Here is a 20,236-nt window from a genome sequence, read left to right as displayed (position 1 = left end):
AAATATTTACTAACACTCTAATTTTGAAGATTTAGCTGTAACAGTATAAATAATACTAATACGTTTATCACTAAAGGAAAGGAAACCAATATGAAAGCAATAGTTTTTGCGTTGTTATGCACTAGCACACTAATATCAACGGCGGCAGAAGCCCAATCGAGCACCAAAGACAAAATGTGGAAGAGTGAATATCTTTCGATTGTTGAAGGTGGTTTGTATGCGCTGAAAGCTGAAAAATATGATGAAGCCTATACTAAATTATTAGAAGGCGCGAAATTAGGTAATAAATCATCTCAGTATTACTTAGCTCAAATGTATTTTCAGGGGTGGGGTATCGAGCCTAATTATGAAGAAGGTTGGTTATGGTTAAAAGTCGCTATGGAACAAAAAACAGCTGAGTGGAATCGTTCTTTTCGTTCTATTCGTGACGCTTTGCCAGAAGATTTTAAGACCTCGATGCAACCCTATGTAGATGAACACATTGCATTGTATGGCGCGAAAGCGCAAGACTTACGCTGCGAAAAACGTGCGGCAATTGGCTCTAACATTAAAGAGATAATCTGCTCTAAGCGATTCTATTAATTTATCCGTTACGCTACATAAAAGCCCGATATTTCATCGGGCTTTTTACTTTGGTTCGCCAGCATACTAAAACGCTTAACGCCGCTTTTTATCCAATCACTATTTCTTCAAGTATTGGCGAATAACATAGTGCAAAATACCGCCGTTTTCGAAATAAGTGAATTCGTTCGATGTATCGATTCGAATATCCATCGAGAACGTTTGCGACTCGCCTGCATCAGACGTTACGGTTACATCCACTTCTTTTTGATCTCGGCTTACCGGCCCAATTGAAAAGGTTTCGTTGCCATTTATACCCAAACTACTCGCACTGTCGCCGGGTTTAAACTGCAACGGTAATATGCCCATACCAATTAGGTTAGAACGATGAATACGTTCATAGCTTTCCACCATAACGGCTTTCACGCCCATCAATGAAGGCCCTTTTGCTGCCCAATCTCGGCTAGAACCAGTGCCATATTCTTTCCCGCCGACGACAACAGCGCCAACTCCTTCTTCTTTATAACGCATAGCAGCATGGTAGATAGACATTGCATCACCGCTTGGGTAGTGGGTAGTTGCACTGCCCTTCGTACCCGGCGCTAATTGATTCTGCAAACGAACATTAGCAAAGGTACCTCGCATCATCACTTCGTGGTTACCTCGTCTAGAACCATAAGAATTAAAGTCTTTGGTATTTACCCCTTCTGCTTGCAAGTATTCACCTGCAGGACTGTCTGGCGCTATCGCGCCTGCCGGAGAAATATGGTCTGTGGTGATTGAATCGCCCACTTTTACCAAGCATCGCGCGTTCTCGATAGCACTCAGTGCTTCGGGTTCTTCGCCCATTGTTTGGAAAAATGGCGGATGTTTAATATAGGTAGAATCAGGCCAGTCGTATACCGATGTTGAACTTACCGTTAGGTCATTCCACACACCACTGCCTTTAAATACGTCGGCGTATTTTGCTTTGAAGATATCACTAGTGACATGTTCCGCAATATGGCTTTGAATTTCATCTTCACTAGGCCAGATATCTTTTAAATACACCGGCTCGCCATTGCTGCCTAACCCTAATGGCTCTTTAGTAATATCAATATTCATATTACCGGCTAAGGCATAGGCCACGACCAACGGCGGGGATGCTAAATAATTAGCCGCAACGTCTGAATGAATACGACCTTCGAAGTTACGGTTCCCTGACAATACAGAGGTAACAGTAAGCTTGGCCTTTTTAATGGCATCGCTGATCGCATCAGGCAAGGGGCCTGAGTTACCAATACAGGTGGTGCAACCATAACCCACAAGGTTGAAACCGAGTGCTTCTAGTGGGTCCATCAGGTTTGCATCTTCAAGGTACTGAGTCACCACCTGCGACCCAGGGGCTAAAGAGGTTTTTACCCAAGGCTTCCGGGTTAAGCCTTTTTCCGCCGCTTTTTTCGCTAGTAACCCTGCTCCAATAAGCACCGAGGGGTTTGATGTGTTGGTACAACTGGTAATAGCCGCAATAACAATGGCGCCATCTTCTAAGTTAAATTTATTTCCACGAAATTCTACATAGGAGTCGTGCTCTTCATTCACTTCTGGTACTGCGCCGCCTTCAGCGACAAACTCTGTTTCCTCGTCTAACACTTTCACATCAATTTGTGAGCGATGCCATTCATTGAATGCTTTAGCCGCATTATCTAATGCAATCCTATCTTGGGGGCGTTTTGGCCCAGCAATAGAAGGGACAACATCATTTAAGTCTAGTTCTAGCGTCTCGTGATATTCCGCATCTTTAGTGAAATCATCGTGCCATAGGGAACTTTCTTTCGCGTAGGCTTCAACAAGTTCAATCTGGGATTCGTCACGCCCGGTTAAGCGCAAATAATCTAGCGCGACTGCATCAATGGGAAATATGCCACAGGTTGCGCCATATTCCGGTGCCATATTGGCAATAGTGGCGCGATCGGCAGTGGTTAAATGCTTCAAGCCTGGGCCATAGAATTCTACGAACTTACCCACAACGCCATGTGCACGAAGTTGCTGGGTGATTGTTAACACCATATCCGTCGCGGTCACACCGGTAGGTAGCTCACCGTCTAAACGAAACCCCACAACTTTTGGAAGTAGCATGGTAACGGGTTGGCCCAACATAGCCGCTTCAGCTTCAATACCGCCTACCCCCCAGCCTAATACGCCAAGGCCATTAATCATAGTGGTGTGCGAATCGGTACCTACTAGCGTATCGGGATACACTAAGGTATCGTCACCCTCTTGTTTCGTGAAGGCAACACGGGCAAGGTATTCAAGGTTAACTTGGTGAACAATGCCTCGACCTGGAGGGACTACTTTGAAATTATCGAAGCTAGATTGCCCCCACTTTAAAAATTGGTAACGCTCTTTATTTCGCTCAATTTCAACGTCAGTGTTTTTTTCTAACGCATTTTCTTCTGCGAAGAAATCAACCATTACTGAATGGTCAATCACTAACTCTACGGGGTTTAACGGATTAATGGATTTTGCATCGCCGCCAAGCTTGTTAACCGCATCGCGCATGGCAGCCAAATCAACAATAGCTGGCACACCAGTGAAGTCTTGCAAGATAACCCTAGCTGGAACGAAAGAGACTTCATGTTCAACATGATTTTCCGTATTCCACGTAGCGACTTGTTCAATGTCGTCACTGGTTACAAACTCTTCGTTTTCGTGACGAAGTAAGTTTTCAAGAAGGATTTTAATACAGTAGGGTAATCGGTCGAGCGCAAAGTTCTCATTTACTTTGTCAAAGCTAATTGCCTTGAAGGAATTGCCATCGACATCGATATTGGAAAAAGATTGATATTTCACGCGCTCACCATCCTTATTTGCCTGTCATAAATATAGTTTTAGGAGCAACTCAGGAAGCGCTATCAATAGATGAATTGCAGTGCTATTTCGCACTTCTATTCCACACTGGAATGAATTAGCGCTCCTACCCACTCTCACTTATAGCTGTATACGGTAACAAAGTGAAAAAAAGTTCATGTTGATTTCATACCGTTAGCCTAGCAGTTAGGTTGTATCTAAAGGGGGCTGCTGTGCTACTTGGCTAGTCTTACCTGTTAAACTTGGCTTTTCGAAACTGGATTTTTCGTTGCCGATCAACGATGATAGCGTTCATCTTTTTTCGTATCCGTCTGACGCACCATTTCATTGGCATTCGTTGGACATTTTCACTTTAACGCCGCAGGTAACCTTACTATGTATAAACTGGTACTTATTCGTCATGGAGAAAGTCAGTGGAACCTTGAAAATCGTTTCACTGGTTGGCACGACGTCGACTTAACTGACACAGGTGTAGCACAAGCTAAAACCGCTGGTCAGTTGATGAAAGAAGCAGGTTTTGAATTCGATCAGGCTTACACGTCTGTATTGCTTCGTGCTATCAAAACGTTGAATATCTCTTTGGAAGAAATGGGTCAACATTACCTACCTGTTGAACGTCACTGGCGTTTGAACGAGCGTCACTACGGTGCGCTTACAGGGTTAGACAAAGCTGAAACGGCTGCTAAGCATGGTGAAGAGCAAGTTAAAGTTTGGCGTCGTAGTTTCGATATTCCACCACCAGCAGTCGATACTGACAGCGAACACTTCCCAGGGGTTGATCGTCGTTACAATAACGTTGATGCCGAGATTCTTCCTCGCGGTGAAAGCTTGAAGATGACCATCGAGCGTGTACTTCCTTACTGGCACGATGTTATTCGCCCTGATATTCAAGCTGGCAAGCGCGTTATTATCGCGGCTCACGGCAATAGCCTTCGTGCATTAGTTAAATACTTAGATGGTATGTCTGATGAAGACGTACTAAGCCTAAATATTCCAACCGGCGTACCTTTGGTTTATGAGCTAGACGAAAACTTGAAGCCTATCTCTAAAGAATACCTAGGCGATCCAGAAGCGATTAAAGCGATGATGGATGCCGTTGCTAAGCAAGGCAAAGCTAAATAATCAAAAGCCAAGTAAACGCATTTTACTTGCTGTATATAATGTTAAAAGCCGCGGATAATATCTGCGGCTTTTTTGTACCTTTCCCTCACTAAATAAACCTCAATGCCAGAAAAATATATAACTGGCGTAATTTTCGGTTTCTTCAAAATCGGTAAACAGCATCCTTCCCTCGCCGCTATATGTTATGTTATAACATAATTAAAACGTCATTAGACTTCGATGAAAAGATTCTAATCAACTCATTTTCCTAAATTTAAATTATGCAAAAACAGATAATTAAAAACGCCAAAGTAATAAACGAAGGTAATATTTTCGACGCTGATTTATCGATTGAAAATAGGCTTATCAGTAAAATTGAAAACAATATTACAGTTCAGCGCGGTGACCTAGTTCATGAAGCAGAGGGTTTGTTATTGCTCCCTGGTATGATTGACGATCAGGTGCATTTTCGTGAACCGGGCTTGGTAAATAAAGGTACCATCGCAACTGAATCGTGCGCGGCGGTAGCTGGCGGCATTACCAGCTATATGGAAATGCCCAATGTAAAACCTTCAACAACCACCCTTGAAGCGCTTAAGGCAAAACACGATATTGCTAAACAATCTTCTTTAGCAAACTATTCGTTTTACTTAGGTGCAACGCCAGACAATATTGAGCAGATAAAGCGTATCGACCCTAGCTGGGTATGTGGCATAAAGGTATTCATGGGGGCATCTACAGGCGATTTATTGGTTGAACACCCAAATGCACTTGAAAGGATTTTTAGAGATTGCCCTACCCTTATTGTGGCGCATTGTGAGAAAGGGGATGTTATAAACCAAAACCTTGCCAGAATCAGCCACCAAAAAACAACCTTAACGGCCGCCGATCACCCCTTAATACGTGATGCCGAAGCATGCTATCAGTCTTCCTCATATGCCGTAAACTTGGCAAAAAAATTTAATAGTGATCTTCATGTACTTCACCTCACCACCGAGAAGGAAATGTCGCTATTTCAACCCGGCCCCATTGAAGACAAAAAAATTACCGCTGAAGCCTGTGTGCATCATTTATGGTTTAACCAAACCGACTACGACCGATTGGGGAATCTCATTAAGTGTAATCCAGCCATTAAGGCCGAATCAGACCGCCTAGCTTTGATTAAGTCTATAAACGAAGATCGCATCGATATCATTGCCACCGATCATGCGCCACATACTTTTAAAGAGAAAAACCAAGAATTTATGGCGGCTCCGGCAGGCCTGCCTTTAGTACAGCATGCATTACTTAGTTTACTAGAACTCGCTAAAGGCGGATCTTTCAGCCTTACAACGCTAGTAGAAAAAGTATCGCATAGTCCAGCGAAGCGCTATCACATCAACAAACGGGGTTTTATTCGCGAAGGGTATTTCGCCGATTTCGTTTTAGTTGCTCCTAACCAAAGCACTGAAGTGCGTCACGATAACTGTCACTATTTATGTGGATGGACCCCCTTTAACGGTCAAACCTTCAACCACAGCATTGCCGCAACCTTCGTCAACGGTACCAAAGTATTTGATGGCAACCGTTTCAATGAATCGTCTGTTGCACTTCCTCTTTCATTTAATCGTCCGTAGTAAAAATTTATGTATCAACCCGAAACGCTTCCAGATATCACTACTCATTCGATTGACCATCCAATTGAAAACCTCAATTGGGTAGGAATGGAAAAAGTGGGTCTTCCGGTCAAGCTCAAATTATCAAGCGGAGACGTTATTGCCGCTTCTGCGTCGGTAGACATATTTGTGAGTTTAGATACCAATGTTAAAGGTATTCATATGTCTAGGCTTTACCTTCAACTTAATGAACAACTGGCGAACCAGATCATCACCGTTGAACGCTTAGCACAACTTATCGCATCAATGCTAGAGTCTCATCAAGGCATTAGCCATTCCGCCAAGGTGAAGCTATCTTTTGAAGCCCCATTAAATAAAAAAGCGCTTCTTAGTCAAAACGCTGGATATCAGGTTTACCCGATTGCCATCACCTATCAACGTATTGCCGAGCAGTCTAAACACTGGCTAGATTTAACCATTCCATACTCAAGTACCTGTCCCTGTTCTGCGGCTCTTGCCACTCAACTGATTGCCGACTCAATTGCTAATCGATTTCCAGATGAAAACATGAAAAAGGCGGAGCTGTTGCAATGGCTATCTTGCGCTAAGCCTTCGTTAGCCACGCCGCACAATCAACGTTCCTACGCCTATATCAAAATGTGTATGTCGCAAAGTCAGCTGAAAAGCCAAATTGAAAATCTAGACAAGCTCATTTTTCAGTTTGAAGACGTTATTGGAACGCCTGTGCAAACCGCCGTTAAGCGTGAGGATGAACAAGAATTTGCTCGGTTAAATGGCAGAAATTTAATGTTCTGCGAAGATGCCGCAAGACGTGTTAAAGGCTACTTAGAGTCGCTGGAGTCTATTACCGACTATTGGTTCAAGGTTGAACACCAAGAAAGTCTGCATGCTCACAATGCTGTGGTGACTGATCAAAAGAACATAAAGTAAAAGTTTCAATCAAGAGAAAAATGTTAATTAGAAAAACGACAGGAGACTATTAGTATGTGCATAATAAATAAAAAACTTGAAAAGTCGTTGCTGGCATTTTCATTGGTCGTAGCACTAGGTTCTTGCTCTAAACAAATTGAAATAGAGCAAGGTACTTCAATGGAAACGGAAAGCGAGCAAGTAGACCCAAACACCATTGTCGCCGCTGACAACCCTTTCTTTAAAGCCTATACCACTCCTTTCCAAGTGCCACCTTTTAGTAAGATAAAAGATGAGCATTACATGCCAGCATTTGAAAAAGGCATGGAGGAACATCTGACGGATATTAATAATATTGTAAACAACCCCGCATCGCCCACTTTTAAAAATACCATTGAAGAATTAGAGCGTTCTGGAAAGCTACTGTCGAAAGTGCAGCGTGTTTTTTACAACCTTGCGGGCTCTAATACGAACCCTAAAATGCAAGAGTTACAAAGAGAGCTTAGCCCTCTTATATCGGCACACTATGACAAAATCAGCCTTAACAAAGCGTTATTTGAGCGTGTTGAAAGGCTTTATCAAACACGCGATTCACTAGCGCTAACAGCTGAACAGCTGAAGCTATTGGAAGATACTCGCAAGGGGTTTGTCAGAAGTGGGGCGCTGTTATCAGAACACCAAAAAGCTGAAATTACCAATCTAAATTCTCAACTATCTCAATTAACCACCGAGTACGGTCAGAACCTGTTGGCAGAAACGAATGGCTTTGAACTCATTCTCGACGAATCAGATTTAGCAGGGTTATCTAACGGCGTTATTCAGGCGGCCTCAACCGCGGCTAAGCAAAAACTGGAATCCGCTGAAACTGATGAAGAGAAGGCCAAGTACCAAGAAAAATATGTATTTACCCCACATCGTTCCAGCATGTATCCCTTTTTAACTGAATCTTCGCGCCGCGATTTACGCGAAACCTTGTACAAAGCTTATATCGATAGAGGCAATAACGATAATGCCAACGACAACAAAACAGTAGCAGCTAAAATTGCGCAGCTAAGAGCACAACACGCTCACGTCATGGGGTATGAAACTCATGCTCATTTCGTACTTGAGGAACGTATGGTGAAGACACCGGAAGACGTGTATAACCTGCTAATGCAACTTTGGCAACCTGCGTTGGCACGGGCTAAGCAGGAAGTCGCCGACATGCAAGAAGTGGTTGATGCAGAAGGGCATGACTTTAACATAGCCGCTTGGGACTGGTGGCAATATTCAGAAAAAGTACGTAAAGCAAAATACGAAATAGACGAAGCCAGTTTAAAACCCTACTTATCTTTGGATAATGTACTGAAAGGTGTTTTCGATACGTCTAATAAACTATGGGGATTAACGTTTACTGAGTTACACGATATCGACGTATATCACCCCGATGCAAGAGTGTGGGAAGTAAAAGATAAAGACGGCAGCCATTTGGGTATCTTTATTGGTGATTACTTTACCCGTTCAAACAAACGGGGCGGCGCTTGGATGAGTAGCTTCAAGGGACAGTCTAACCTTGATGGCGTTGAGCGTCCCGTAGTCGTGAACGTGTGTAATTTCCCTGGCCCAGTGGGAGATGATCCTGCATTACTGAGTTTTGAAGACGTGACGACTTTGTTTCATGAGTTTGGACACGCATTGCATGGCTTGTTAACCAACACCACTTATCAAAGCATGTCTGGCACGTCGGGGCCTCGTGATTTTACCGAGTTCCCAGCGCAAATTTTAGAACATTGGGCAAAAGAGCCAGCCATTCTTAAGACATTCGCCACCCATTATATAACTGGTGACGTTATCCCTGATGAGCTAATCAGCAAACTGCTAAAAGCATCAAAATTCAATCAAGGTTTTTCAAACACCGAATACCTTGCTGCATCGCTACTTGATATGGATTGGCACACACTAAAAGCCGACGATGAATTGCAAGATACCGCCCAATTTGAAAAATCATCTATGGAAAAAATTGGGTTAATTGACGAAATCGCACCGCGCTATCGATCTACCTATTTCTCGCATATCTTCGCCAGTGGTTATGCTGCTGGATATTATAGTTATGTGCATTCAGCCGTATTAGATTCTGACGGTTTTGCGGCATTTAAAGAAACGGGAGATGTATTTAACCCAGAATTAGCAGAAAAACTTCGGGCTCATATTTATGAGAAAGGGTCCACGGAAGACGCGATGACGTTGTACAAAAAATTTAGAGGTCGTGAGCCTCAAATAGAGGCGCTGTTAAAAATACGTGGTTTAGACGGAAGTGTTGAATAATTCATGTTAATAGTTAATAGGCTCGATGCTGGGCCTTTTTCTGTACTTAAATCGCCTTCATGGTCTGCATGCGGTCTATTGTTTATGCTTTTGTGGTTACCGCCGTTGACCACTAACGCACATCCACAAGATGAAGATATTATTCTCGATATCGAAATGGGAGAGCTACAACTTCAATCAACATTAATCGATAAGGAATATGAAGCTGCGCTGAAACGAAAGAAAATGCGTAAATTAGTCTCAATGTCATGGCAGCAGAAATTCAGTCTGTATGTTAAGGCCGGTTTTCTGCATATTGTTCCTAAAGGGCTCGATCATATCGTGTTTGTTTTAGGACTGTTTTTCTCAAGCCTATTGCTAGCCTCTCTATTATGGCAAGTGACCGCCTTCACGCTCGCGCATTCTATTACCTTGGGTGTGGCATCACTAGGCATAATAGCGGTACCGGGCTATATAGTTGAACCTTTGATCGCCTTATCGATTGTATGGATTGCAGTAGAAAACACTATTTACAAGCACACATCAAAATGGCGTTCATTGGTAGTGTTTGGATTTGGCTTACTTCACGGGCTTGGCTTTGCTGCCGTATTGAATGAGTACGGTTTGCCCAAAGGTGCTCTTATATCATCTCTACTGGCTTTTAATATTGGTGTTGAGATAGGGCAAATCAGTGTGATTTTACTGGCTTTCGCAATGACTTTTTTCGTGCGCGAGAAAACCTGGTATCGAAGTAGAGTGCAGATCCCAGTATCTATTATGATGGGTACTGTTGGCGCTTTTTGGTTTATTGAAAGAACACTACTTTAGTCATTTTGCGCTTAGGGTAGATTCGCAGTTGTGACAAATACAGGCCGTTTCTAAATGAGGGCTGACCATTGAAAACCCTGATGCATTAACCCGCTGAGTAAGCACATCTAATGCTGTATTTGAAATGGCTACTTCCTCCACTAGCCCGCACTCGGTACAAATCATAAACTGCGACACACCATGCTCTTGGCAACAGCGAATATGAGTGCAGACAACATATTTATTAATGAGGTTTAGCTTGTGGGGATTGGTTGTTCTCAGCAGATTGGCCGTTACTTGATTTCTAAATCATTGGGCGCATCATCACGTTTACTAATTTGTAAACACATACTATTCCCACTACATTGGCATCAGGCTCAGTTTTTTCAGCAGGTGTACTATGCAGGTGTCAGTCTTCAAATCAGCCAATAAACTCATTACAGGTGAAGGTGCGTTAGCGAGCCTTGCCAATGAACTTACAAGATTAAATATAAAAGCGCCAGCCATTATTACCGACAAAGGCGTCAGCCAATCTGGTGCACTTAGCCATGTAAACAATGTACTGAATTGCGAATGCCCTATTGTGATAGACGACATTCCTCCTGAACCTGAAATAAGCATTATTGAGCAAAGGCTTGCTCGACTAAAACAACATAAGGTAGACGGGATTATTGCCGTTGGCGGAGGTAGCGCAATCGATAGCGCCAAAGTGCTTGCGGCTACATTTGATTACACTGGCAATATTGCAGACTTGTTTGGCGAGAACTTGGTTGCAGGCCGGGCATTACCGCTTATTGCCATTCCTACCACGGCGGGCACGGGTTCAGAAGTGACCAATATTGCCATATTGGCCGACCCAATCGCGCACGTTAAGAAAGGTATTGTGAGCGACTACCTATTGCCCGATGTGGCCATTGTGACGCCTGAAATGACATTAAGCTGCCCCAAACACATTACTGCCGCCAGTGGGGTAGATGCATTTGTGCATGCGCTTGAGGCCTACTTGTCCGTGAATGCCAGCCCTATTACTGATGCACTGGCTAGCAAGGCCATGACACTTATCTTTCACTCACTTCCTTTGGCGTATGCAAACGGCCACGATGTTAAAGCACGTGAAGATATGGCAACCGGAAGCTTAATGGCAGGCTTGGCGTTTGGTAACGCAGGCGTGGGAGCGGTGCATGCGCTTGCTTATCCGCTTGGCGGTCGCTTTCATTTGTCCCACGGTATGAGCAATGCAGTTATGTTGCCACATGTTATGCGCTGGAATATAGGGGCATGCCAGCAGCGCTTTGTTGATGTGGCGGGCTTTTTACATTTACCCGTTGCCAATAAAAGTCAGTTAGACGTTGCTATTCAGGTAGTGGATGCCATTGAGGCGCTGTGCAGAAAAGTAGAGATCCCCGCCACACTGCGTGATTTTGATATTAGCGAAGATGCCATTCCCTTGTTGGCAGAAGAAGCGAGCAAAGTCACCCGTTTACTACGCAACAATCCAAGAGTACTAAGCAAACAAGATATCGCGCAGATATACAAAGAGGCGTTTTAAACGCCTCATCAATCTTACTTAAATACCTATTTAGGTATTAGCTATTTAGATGGCTTACTATAGCTTCTGCAACAGCATGAGCACTTGCTGGATTTTGACCCGTGATAACGCGCTCATCTTCTATAACATGTACATTCCACGGCTGAACTTTGCTGAATTTAGCAGCTTTACGAGCTAATGCTTCTTCAAGTAAAAACGGAATATCGTTAATGGTGCCGTAATCCACTTCTTCTTCGCGGGTAAAGCCAGTAATTGCTTTGCTCGCAATTAAATCTTCGCCATTGCTTAGCTTAATAGGTAATAGAGCCGCCGGGCCGTGGCATACCGCGCCAACAATGCCGCCACTTTCATAATGGGCAGCAGACAACTTGGCAAAGTCTTCGTTGCTTGCCAAGTCTGACAATAAACCGAAGCCCCCTGGATAGAACACCGCATCATATTCGTTAATGTTTACGTTTGACACGCGCATGCTGTTGCTGGTGCGCTGTTTGAAGTCTTCATTGTTTAACACGGCGGCATTAACATCGTCGTCTTCGATATCGGTACCGTAAATAGGGATAGCACCACCATTGATAGACGCGATATCGTAATCTATGCCGTGCTTGTTAAAAACATCGATTGCATGGGTGATCTCCGGCGAATAAGTACCGTTCGCTTGGTCAGTAGTGCCTAGTGTGGCGTGGTTTGTTACTGGGATAAGTATCTTTTTCATGGGTTCTTCCTATGCGTAAGGCACATTAGCTGCGCCGTAGTAATCATGTGCATACACTATAGAATATCCCTGATAACTTGATAATATGCGAAATAGTTAAATCACTATTGCTATATAGCAACAATTATTCAATAAAAGCATAATCCGAATTTACATCACCACGCGTTGAATTAATGGAAAGTTTCGATGGAAAGCTTTGAAGGCATTATAGAGTTTGTAGCGGTAGCCGAGCGCAAAGGCTTTTCAGCTGCGGCCAAGCAACTAGGTTGCAGTACCAGCCACATCAGCAGGCAAGTTGCGCGTCTTGAAGAGCGAGTTGGCTGTGTTTTATTGGCTCGCTCTACCCGCCAAGTGAATTTAACCGAAAACGGCGCACTTTATTACCAGCACGCTAAAGACTTGCTTATTGGCCTTCAACAAGCCAATGAGCAGGTGAGCCTTCAACAGGTAACACTCGATGGTGTTCTTCGAGTAAGCGCCGCAGGCGGATTTGCCGAACACGCCGTGGCACCCGCATTAATGCAGTTTGCGTTAGCGCACCCAGAGCTGACTGTGGATATGGATTTTAATAGTCGTATGGTTAACTTTGTGGAAGACGATGTAGACTTTGTTATTCGCTATGGAGAACTGGCCGACTCAAATTTAATAGCACGTAAACTGATTGAACGACCCATGATGGCCGTTGCCACCCAGGATTACTTATCGCAATGTGGCGAACCCTCCCACCCCAGTGAATTGAAAAAACATAGCTGCGTTATTTCTAACAACGATGTATGGAAGTTTTCAAACAATGGTGTGCAGGAAAATATAAAAGTAAAAGGCCGCTGGCGCAGTAATAACGCGAATGCAGTACTTGATGCGTGTGAACGAGGTTTGGGTATTGGCTATATGCCTAAAAGCACGTTTAGTGCGTCGGTTGAGGCGGGAAGACTACAGCCTATATTGCAGCCTTACTGGGGCGACGGGGCAAGCAGTTGGATTGTATATCAGAACAAACGCTTTATGCCGCTTAGGGTACGAATGGCCATTGATTACTTGGTGCAGTACTTCGCAGATTGGGAAGACAAGGCGCTTTGAATATTTTCATAACGTAAAGCGCAACCCCTTGCGCTTGGCATAAATACATTTAGAAATAAAAAACCCAATAAAGGATGCTAATAAAAAACTGCCAGCAGGTATTGCATTAAAATATCTGCTGGCAGTATGTATTGATTGGTTATATTTAGTGCTTCGCTGTTTATCAGCTAAACCTTACGCTCTTTACTTACAGCTCTCGCACCCACATGTTTCTAAAGCTGACTAAGTTACCATGATCTTGAAGCTGAATAGGCTCACAACCATGAGCTTTATATTTAGGTGCACCAATCCATTCGGTAGTGCCCTGAATCTCAACATGGTTTTGTACCAGCACACCGTTGTGAATAACGGTTACGTACCCTGGTGATTCAAGTGCGTCGCCATCGAATACCGGCGCTTTATATATAATATCGTATTCTTGCCATTCACCAGGCGCGCGCATAGCGTTTACCAGTGGAATAGTTTGCTTATACACACTGCCCGCCTGCCCATTTGGGTAAGTGGCATTATTGTAAGAATCTAGCACCTGGATTTCATAGCGTTGCTGAAAGAAAATCCCGCTATTATTTCGCTGCTGCCCTTCCATACCAGGCTCTGGCTGCGGTACTTTCCACTCTACGTGAAGTTGCACATCACAAAAACCTTGTTTGGTTTTAATATCGCCTGTGCCCGGTTTTACCGTTAGTTCACCGTTTGCGAAATCCCAATTGGCGTTACCGCCTTTTACCGACGCCCACGCCGACATATCGCTTGCTAATAAAGGGATAGCGTCAGAAGGAACTTCGTTCTTTTTAGCACTGACCACGGCGGGTACTGGCTCCCACACTTCTGTTTTGGCCGCTTGCTTGCTGCGCTCAAGTCGCTCTGCATCATCAGCGAAAGCTAACGGTGTCAATGATGCCGCTAATAAAGCAGCTAATGTAATTTGAGCGCCCGCATTTAAAGAAAAGCCGGTGTTAGACGCCGCCACTTTGGGCGCCAATCCAGGAACCGCGTTTTTGTATAATGTCATGTATTTTCCCTGCACAATTTATCTATTATCCAACTGATATATAGCCGCTAAACTTGACCGGCTGCCCAGTGACTTGCCGTTCGCGCCCTATAAGGGTTTATTTCGCTTATCACCATCACTAACAAACGGCGTGATTCGTGAAAGCCTTAAGTCGCCCACGATTTGTCGCCTTTTTCGTAAGGCAGCTCACCATTGTAGTAACCGGGAATGGCCACATAGCGTAGCACCTTGGTGGCCCCTACCTGCGAAGTGAAAAAAGTATACAAAGTAAGTTGTTTTAGTAACGTGAAATAGTGCGGGATCGGGCCTTCACTGCCCGGCTCCCATTGGCTCGGCTTTGCTGTTGGAATACCATTGCTAATACCTTCAGCTACATTAGCGGCTTTCGCTTCTGTATCTAATGTTGTAAACAAGGTTTCGCGCTGCGTACTACTCAATAACAGGAAGTCTTTTTTAAATGCTTCATTACTACGAGCATTAATTGTCTTCATGCCCTCTTTAAACGCTTTTTGTAACTTCGGGGTATAACAATCGGCAACAATCACCGGAATAACCAAGCCAACATTGGCCGCTTTTGCTCCTGGTGTATCGGTTTGCGGAATAATAACTTCCGCCATTTCGTTAATCAGAGCCACATCTTCCTTCGAAAACCCGGTTTCAGACAAAGGCACAGGGGCAACAATGTCATAAGCAAGCGCTTTACCACCCACAAGGGCAGTACCTGTGGCGGTAGCAATGAGTTTTAATAGGTCTCTACGTTCCATTACAAGTTCCTCCGCTTTAACTCTTCTACGGCAAAGCTAGCCGCGCGAGCGGTAAGTGCCATATAGGTAAGTGATGGGTTTACACAACTTGCCGATGTCATACATGCACCGTCAGTCACAAAAACATTAGGCGCGTCCCATACTTGATTGTGACCGTTTAGCACTGAGGTTTTAGCATCTCGGCCCATACGTGCAGTACCCATTTCATGTATACCCATGCCTGGTGCGTAGTCTGCATCCCAGCCATTCACGTTTTTAAGGCCAGCGGCCTCAAACATATCTACGGCATCTTGCTGCATGTCTTTACGCATTTTCAGTTCGTTTTCTTTTATCTCAACATCCATAGCGAGTACGGGCAAACCCCACTTGTCTTTTACTTTTTTGTTCAGATAAATGCGATTTGAATGGTCAGGCAACATTTCACCGAATGCCGTCATGCCTATTGTCCAACCACCGGGTTCTGACATAGCCTCTTTTAAGCTTGCACCAACACCTAACTCAGCCACATCTTGTCGCCAGCCTGAACGGCCAGCGCCACCTTGATAGCCAAATCCACGTAAGTAGTCTCGTTTGTCATCGCCCCAGTTTCTAAAGCGCGGAACATAGAAGCCACTTGGGCGGCGACCGTAGGTATACTTGTCGTCGTAGCCTTCAACTTGTGCTGACGCACCCACTCGGAAATGGTGATCCATCACGTTATGACCTAATTCACCGCTGCTGCTACCTAAACCGCCATCCCATACATCGGTGGCAGAGTTCATTAACAACCACGATGAATTAAATGCAGAGGCATTAACAAACACGATCTTGCTTTTGAAAACGTATGTTTCGTTGGTTTCAGCATCAATAATTTCAACGCCAGTCGCGCGCTTCTTGTCTTTATCAAACAAGATTTCTTTCACAATAGAGAAAGGGCGAAGCGTTAAGTTACCGGTTTTCATTGCTGCAGGAAGCGTTGAAGACTGAGTACTGAAATAGCCACCAAATGGACAGCCCAACCAGCACTTATTACGGTACTGGCAATTTGCACGTCCGTGTTCTGGCTTCGGCTCTGTCATGTTTGAGGTGCGACCGGGAATAATATGGCGAGCACCGCTATAGGCTTTTTGTACTCGTGCAGCCACGTCTTTTTCAACGCAGTTTAGCGCCATAGCAGGCTGGTAGATGCCGTCGGGTAACACGTCTAAACCATCACGGTTTCCGCTAATCCCAGCAAACTTTTCTACGTAGTCATACCAAGGGGCTAAATCTTCGTAACGAATAGGCCAATCTACCGCTACGCCTTCTTTACCATTCGCTTCAAAGTCGGCTTTGTTTAATCGGTAACTTTGGCGCCCCCACGTTAGTGAGCGACCACCTACGTGATAACCTCGAAACCAATCAAAACGCTTATCTTCTGTGTAGGGGTTTTCTACCTCGTTAGCCCACATGCCTTTAGTAGACTCATTTAGCGGGTAATCTCGCTTAAGTACAGGGTAATCAACTTTCATCGCCTGTGTTGGCAAGTCACGATGTGGATAGTCCCACGCTTCTTTGTGTGCGTTTTTGTAGTCTTTAATGTGCTCGATGTTTTTACCGCGCTCAAGCATGAGCACTTTTAGGCCTTTCTCGGTGAGCTCTTTGGCTGCCCAGCCTCCGCTAATACCTGAACCTACTACGATTGCGTCGTACTCGTTCGTCGCCATGTTATGTCCTCTTAAACACGTACTTCATGTATGGTGTTTTCTTGTAAAGTCATACGTCGCAGATACTGATCGCTTCTTTAAGCGACTCAATTCTGCCTGCTTTTGTATCTGGTGTTGGAATAAACTCTTGCGCTAAATACCCATCGAAACCTGTTTCTAAAATGGCCTTAGCGATGGCTGGATAATACAGCTCTTGAGTACTATCAATTTCATTACGGCCTGGCACACCGGCAGTGTGGTAATGACCAAAATAGGGATGAAAATCGCGAATGGTGCGAATAATATCGCCTTCGTTAATTTGCATATGGTAAATGTCGTACAGCAATGAAAAGTGATTACTGCCAAGACGTTTACATAGCTGAACACCCCATTTTGAACTATCGGCCATGTAATCAGGGTGATCTATTTTGCTATTAAATAGCTCCATAAAGATCACCACGCCACGCTTCTGTGCATGAGGTAAAATGCGTTTTAAACCCGCCACCGCATTATCTAGCCCTTCCTCTTTGCTCATTCCGCGTGCATTGCCACTAAAACAAATTAGGTTGGTGTAACCAGCATCTGCCACTAGGTCGATATGCTTTAAGTATCGCGCTTCTAATTCGTCGTGCAGTTCACTGTGAATGAAGCCATCTTCAAGGCTAATTTCAGCGCCATTGCACATAGAAGAATCAATACCGTACTGTTTCAGTACAGGCCAATCTTCCGGCCCCACCAAATCAATAGCCGCGAAGTTAAGTTGCTTCACGGATTTACATAACTCTTCAATGGAGAGGTCGCCGTAAGTCCAGCGACTAACAGAATGATTAATATTGCCTTTTAGCGATGATTGTTTCATGCCGTGCTCTGTAGTATTGGCTGCTGTATTCCCTGCTGCATTGGCTGCATGAGCGCTGTTAAACGCAGAAGGTGCCAATACACCAGCGCCCGTTAGCGCCATTGCTTTCATTAAGCTACGTCTGCGTTCGTTATGCATCAGTACTCACCTTTTCAGATTTAAACAGTACTAAGAAAATAACCAAAACAATCGCCGCAAAGCCTGCAGGGAACAACCAGATATCCTGCCAACTGTGAGATGTGACAGTGGTGTACTCATCGGTAATTTTTCCTGCTACCGCAAAACCAATCAGCATACCTACCCCGTAAGTGGCCAAGGTTATCAGCCCTTGAGCTGCGCTTTTGATGCGGTCGCCAGCTTTGGCATCGGTATAAATTTGCCCTGACACAAAGAAAAAGTCGTAGCAAATACCATGTAAGGCGATACCCACAATCAGCATAAACAGCCCTTCGTCTGCATTACCAAAGGCGAATAAGGCATACCGTATTACCCATGCCGCCATGCCTATTAATAAGGTGGCCTTAATGCCAAACTTGTTAAGAAAAACAGGTAGAGCCAGCATGAATAACACTTCAGAAACCTGACCTAGCGTCATTTTTCCCGTGGCATTTTCAACACCAATTTCCGTTAAGAACGGATTGGCGTTTTGGTAGTAAAACGCAAGAGGAATACAAATAAGTACAGAGGATAAAAAGAAGATAAAGAAGTTCTTATCTTTAAGTAACGCTAGCGCATCTAACCCCAACACATCGCGCAAGCCAGTCTTTTGGCCTGCCGCTTTTGGCGGTGTTGCAGGTAAGGTAAAGCTGAATATACCTAGGGCTAACGACGCTATTGCACATAGCATAAAGGTGTTTCTAAGCATGCCATCAGCAATAGCAGAAGTGGAATCCCAAGAAAACACGTAGCTAATAAGTAAGCCCGCAACAATCCAACCTACGGTGCCCCACACACGAATTTTGCCGAACTCTTTTGAAGGGTTTGTCATTTGGCCAAAAGCCACTGAATTCACCAATGCAAGCGTTGGCATATACGCAATCATGTAGCCTAGTACGTACGGATAAAAAGTGGTGAAATCACCCGCCTGATACATCATGTACATGAGCACCGCGCCACACAAGTGCAGCACACCCAAAATACGTTCAGCGTTAAAGAACCGGTCGGCTATTAACCCTACGATAAAAGGCGCAATGATCGCGCCCCAACTTTGGGTAGAGAATGCCATTCCCATTTGACTACCACTGGCCGATAAGGTGCTAGCTAAGTACGTTCCCAAGGTGACAAACCAGCCCCCCCAAATAAAGAACTGTAAAAACATCATGGTGCTAAGACGTAGGGTTATCATGATTCTTATTATCCTGTGTCAGCGGGGCAGCGTTATTCGCTTATGCCCAAAATGCGGTTGTTTTTCGTTTCACTAACCTCGCCACCGGCGAAATCATCGAATGCGTAGCGGGTTGGCTGAATAATATGCTCAGCAATAAAAGGCGCTCCCTCAGCGGCGCCTTGCGCTGAATCTTTTAAACAGCATTCCCATTCAAGCACGGCCCATCCGCTAAATCCGTATTGAGTCAGTTTGCTGAAAATGCCTTTGAAATCGACTTGCCCGTCGCCAAGAGAACGAAAACGTCCTGGGCGGTCTTGCCAATCTTGATAGCCGCCATAAACGCCACTTCTGCCGTTAGGGTTGAACTCGGCATCTTTCACATGGAACATTTTTATGCGGCTGTGGTATCTGTCGATGAAATCGAGATAATCGAGCTGCTGCAGTACAAAGTGACTGGGATCGAACAAAATATTGGCACGAGGATGGTTATCTACCGCAGCCAAAAACATTTCGAAGGTAGCGCCATCATGCAAATCTTCACCTGGGTGAATTTCGTAACATACATCTACCCCAGCCTCATCGAAGGCATCTAAAATAGGTAACCAACGCTTGGCTAGCTCGGCAAACCCTTGCTCAACTAAACCAGCAGGACGCTGCGGCCATGGGTACACCAAATGCCACATTAATGCACCTGAGAACGTAGCGTGCGCGTTTAGTCCTAAGCGTTTGCTGGCAATAGCTGCGCACTTAAGCTGGTTCACTGCCCATTCAGTACGTGCTTTTGGGTTGCCGTGTAAATGTGCAGGCGCGAAGTTATCAAATAGCTCATCGTACGCAGGATGTACCGCTACCAACTGCCCCTGCAAGTGCGTTGATAACTCGGTAATTTCTACGCCCGCTGCCCTACAGGTAGCGGCAACTTCGTCACAGTATTCTTGGCTTTCTGCTGCTTTTTCTAAATCGAACAGTGCCGGATCGGTAGGCACTTGAATGCCTTTATACCCCAATGAGGCGGCCCACTTGGCCATGTTTTCAAGTGTATCGAAGGGGGCTTCTTTACCCATAAATTGGGCTAAAAAGACGGCAGGGCCTTTAATTGGTTTTGCTTCGTTTGCTTGTTGTTCTTTTGCTTGTTGTTCCATTGC

17 protein-coding genes are annotated in these 20,236 nt (G+C 44.6%); 8 read left to right on the top strand and 9 right to left on the bottom strand.

From position 1 onward, the window contains the following. Positions 1 to 90 precede the first annotated feature (90 nt). Positions 91 to 582: an SEL1-like repeat protein gene (locus KYS23_RS04810; protein WP_159528211.1), complete on the top strand. Its 492-nt coding sequence runs from the start codon at positions 91 to 93 to the stop codon at positions 580 to 582. Between the two features lie 99 nt (positions 583 to 681). Here the strand turns inward: KYS23_RS04810 and acnA are convergent, their stop codons facing one another. Next, complete coding sequence (gene acnA / locus KYS23_RS04805; protein ID WP_159528209.1) at positions 682 to 3,393, bottom strand: aconitate hydratase AcnA; 2,712 nt, start codon at positions 3,391 to 3,393, stop codon at positions 682 to 684. Between the two features lie 393 nt (positions 3,394 to 3,786). On the opposite strand from acnA, the gene gpmA reads away from it, so the two are divergent. The 5 genes from gpmA (at position 3,787) to KYS23_RS04780 (ending at position 10,148) form a co-directional block, all read left to right on the top strand. Further along, positions 3,787 to 4,533, top strand: coding sequence for a 2,3-diphosphoglycerate-dependent phosphoglycerate mutase (gene gpmA, locus KYS23_RS04800; protein WP_159528207.1), 747 nt, complete (start codon positions 3,787 to 3,789; stop codon positions 4,531 to 4,533). Positions 4,534 to 4,793: 260 nt separating this feature from the next. After that, a complete protein-coding gene (locus KYS23_RS04795) occupies positions 4,794 to 6,128 on the top strand; it encodes a dihydroorotase (protein WP_159528205.1) in 1,335 nt (444 codons plus the stop codon). Positions 6,129 to 6,137: 9 nt separating this feature from the next. Then, the gene (gene folE2, locus KYS23_RS04790; RefSeq protein WP_159528203.1) at positions 6,138 to 7,058 is read left to right on the top strand and encodes a GTP cyclohydrolase FolE2; all 921 of its coding nucleotides are present in this window, start codon (positions 6,138 to 6,140) and stop codon (positions 7,056 to 7,058) included. 54 nt (positions 7,059 to 7,112) lie between these two features. Then, positions 7,113 to 9,341, top strand: coding sequence for a M3 family metallopeptidase (locus tag KYS23_RS04785; protein WP_218418160.1), 2,229 nt, complete (start codon positions 7,113 to 7,115; stop codon positions 9,339 to 9,341). Between the two features lie 3 nt (positions 9,342 to 9,344). Beyond that, positions 9,345 to 10,148 carry a HupE/UreJ family protein gene (locus tag KYS23_RS04780; RefSeq protein WP_159528199.1) on the top strand — a complete coding sequence of 268 codons (804 nt, stop codon included), beginning with the start codon at positions 9,345 to 9,347 and terminating at the stop codon, positions 10,146 to 10,148. Here KYS23_RS04780 and KYS23_RS04775 read toward each other — a convergent pair whose 3' ends face one another. Then, positions 10,149 to 10,325: a hypothetical protein gene (locus KYS23_RS04775; RefSeq protein WP_159528197.1), complete on the bottom strand. Its 177-nt coding sequence runs from the start codon at positions 10,323 to 10,325 to the stop codon at positions 10,149 to 10,151. Positions 10,326 to 10,527: 202 nt separating this feature from the next. On the opposite strand from KYS23_RS04775, the gene KYS23_RS04770 reads away from it, so the two are divergent. After that, positions 10,528 to 11,676, top strand: a complete 1,149-nt coding sequence (locus KYS23_RS04770) for an iron-containing alcohol dehydrogenase (RefSeq protein WP_159528195.1) — start codon at positions 10,528 to 10,530, stop codon at positions 11,674 to 11,676. A gap of 37 nt (positions 11,677 to 11,713) precedes the next feature. Here KYS23_RS04770 and KYS23_RS04765 read toward each other — a convergent pair whose 3' ends face one another. Beyond that, a complete protein-coding gene (locus KYS23_RS04765) occupies positions 11,714 to 12,388 on the bottom strand; it encodes a type 1 glutamine amidotransferase domain-containing protein (protein WP_218418159.1) in 675 nt (224 codons plus the stop codon). 186 nt (positions 12,389 to 12,574) lie between these two features. Between KYS23_RS04765 and KYS23_RS04760 the strand changes: the two genes are divergently transcribed. After that, positions 12,575 to 13,465 (top strand): LysR family transcriptional regulator, encoded by an 891-nt coding sequence (locus KYS23_RS04760; RefSeq protein ID WP_218418158.1) that lies wholly within the window; start codon positions 12,575 to 12,577, stop codon positions 13,463 to 13,465. A gap of 187 nt (positions 13,466 to 13,652) precedes the next feature. Here the strand turns inward: KYS23_RS04760 and KYS23_RS04755 are convergent, their stop codons facing one another. The 6 genes from KYS23_RS04755 to KYS23_RS04730 all read right to left on the bottom strand — a co-directional run bounded on the left by KYS23_RS04755 (position 13,653) and on the right by KYS23_RS04730 (position 20,233). Next, on the bottom strand, positions 13,653 to 14,477 hold the full coding sequence (locus tag KYS23_RS04755) for a 3-keto-disaccharide hydrolase (protein WP_232370554.1): 825 nt from the start codon (positions 14,475 to 14,477) through the stop codon (positions 13,653 to 13,655). A gap of 146 nt (positions 14,478 to 14,623) precedes the next feature. Then, positions 14,624 to 15,241, bottom strand: coding sequence for a gluconate 2-dehydrogenase subunit 3 family protein (locus KYS23_RS04750; RefSeq protein WP_159528190.1), 618 nt, complete (start codon positions 15,239 to 15,241; stop codon positions 14,624 to 14,626). Continuing rightward, positions 15,241 to 16,926, bottom strand: a complete 1,686-nt coding sequence (locus KYS23_RS04745) for a GMC oxidoreductase (RefSeq protein WP_159528188.1) — start codon at positions 16,924 to 16,926, stop codon at positions 15,241 to 15,243. The genes KYS23_RS04750 and KYS23_RS04745 overlap by 1 nt, the downstream gene beginning before the upstream one ends. Before the next feature lie 49 nt (positions 16,927 to 16,975). Next, complete coding sequence (locus KYS23_RS04740) at positions 16,976 to 17,902, bottom strand: hydroxypyruvate isomerase family protein (protein WP_159528186.1); 927 nt, start codon at positions 17,900 to 17,902, stop codon at positions 16,976 to 16,978. Continuing rightward, positions 17,895 to 19,109: a nucleoside permease gene (locus KYS23_RS04735; protein WP_218395682.1), complete on the bottom strand. Its 1,215-nt coding sequence runs from the start codon at positions 19,107 to 19,109 to the stop codon at positions 17,895 to 17,897. Before KYS23_RS04735 ends, KYS23_RS04740 begins: the two co-directional genes overlap by 8 nt. Before the next feature lie 32 nt (positions 19,110 to 19,141). Next, the gene (locus tag KYS23_RS04730; protein WP_218418157.1) at positions 19,142 to 20,233 is read right to left on the bottom strand and encodes a sugar phosphate isomerase/epimerase family protein; all 1,092 of its coding nucleotides are present in this window, start codon (positions 20,231 to 20,233) and stop codon (positions 19,142 to 19,144) included. Positions 20,234 to 20,236: the final 3 nt, after the last annotated feature.

The sequence above is a fragment of the Alteromonas lipotrueae genome (assembly GCF_019249255.1).
Classification (GTDB): domain Bacteria; phylum Pseudomonadota; class Gammaproteobacteria; order Enterobacterales; family Alteromonadaceae; genus Alteromonas; species Alteromonas lipotrueae.
Note: the sequence above shows the minus strand (reverse complement) of the source record. Positions and strands in the feature narration are given on the sequence as shown.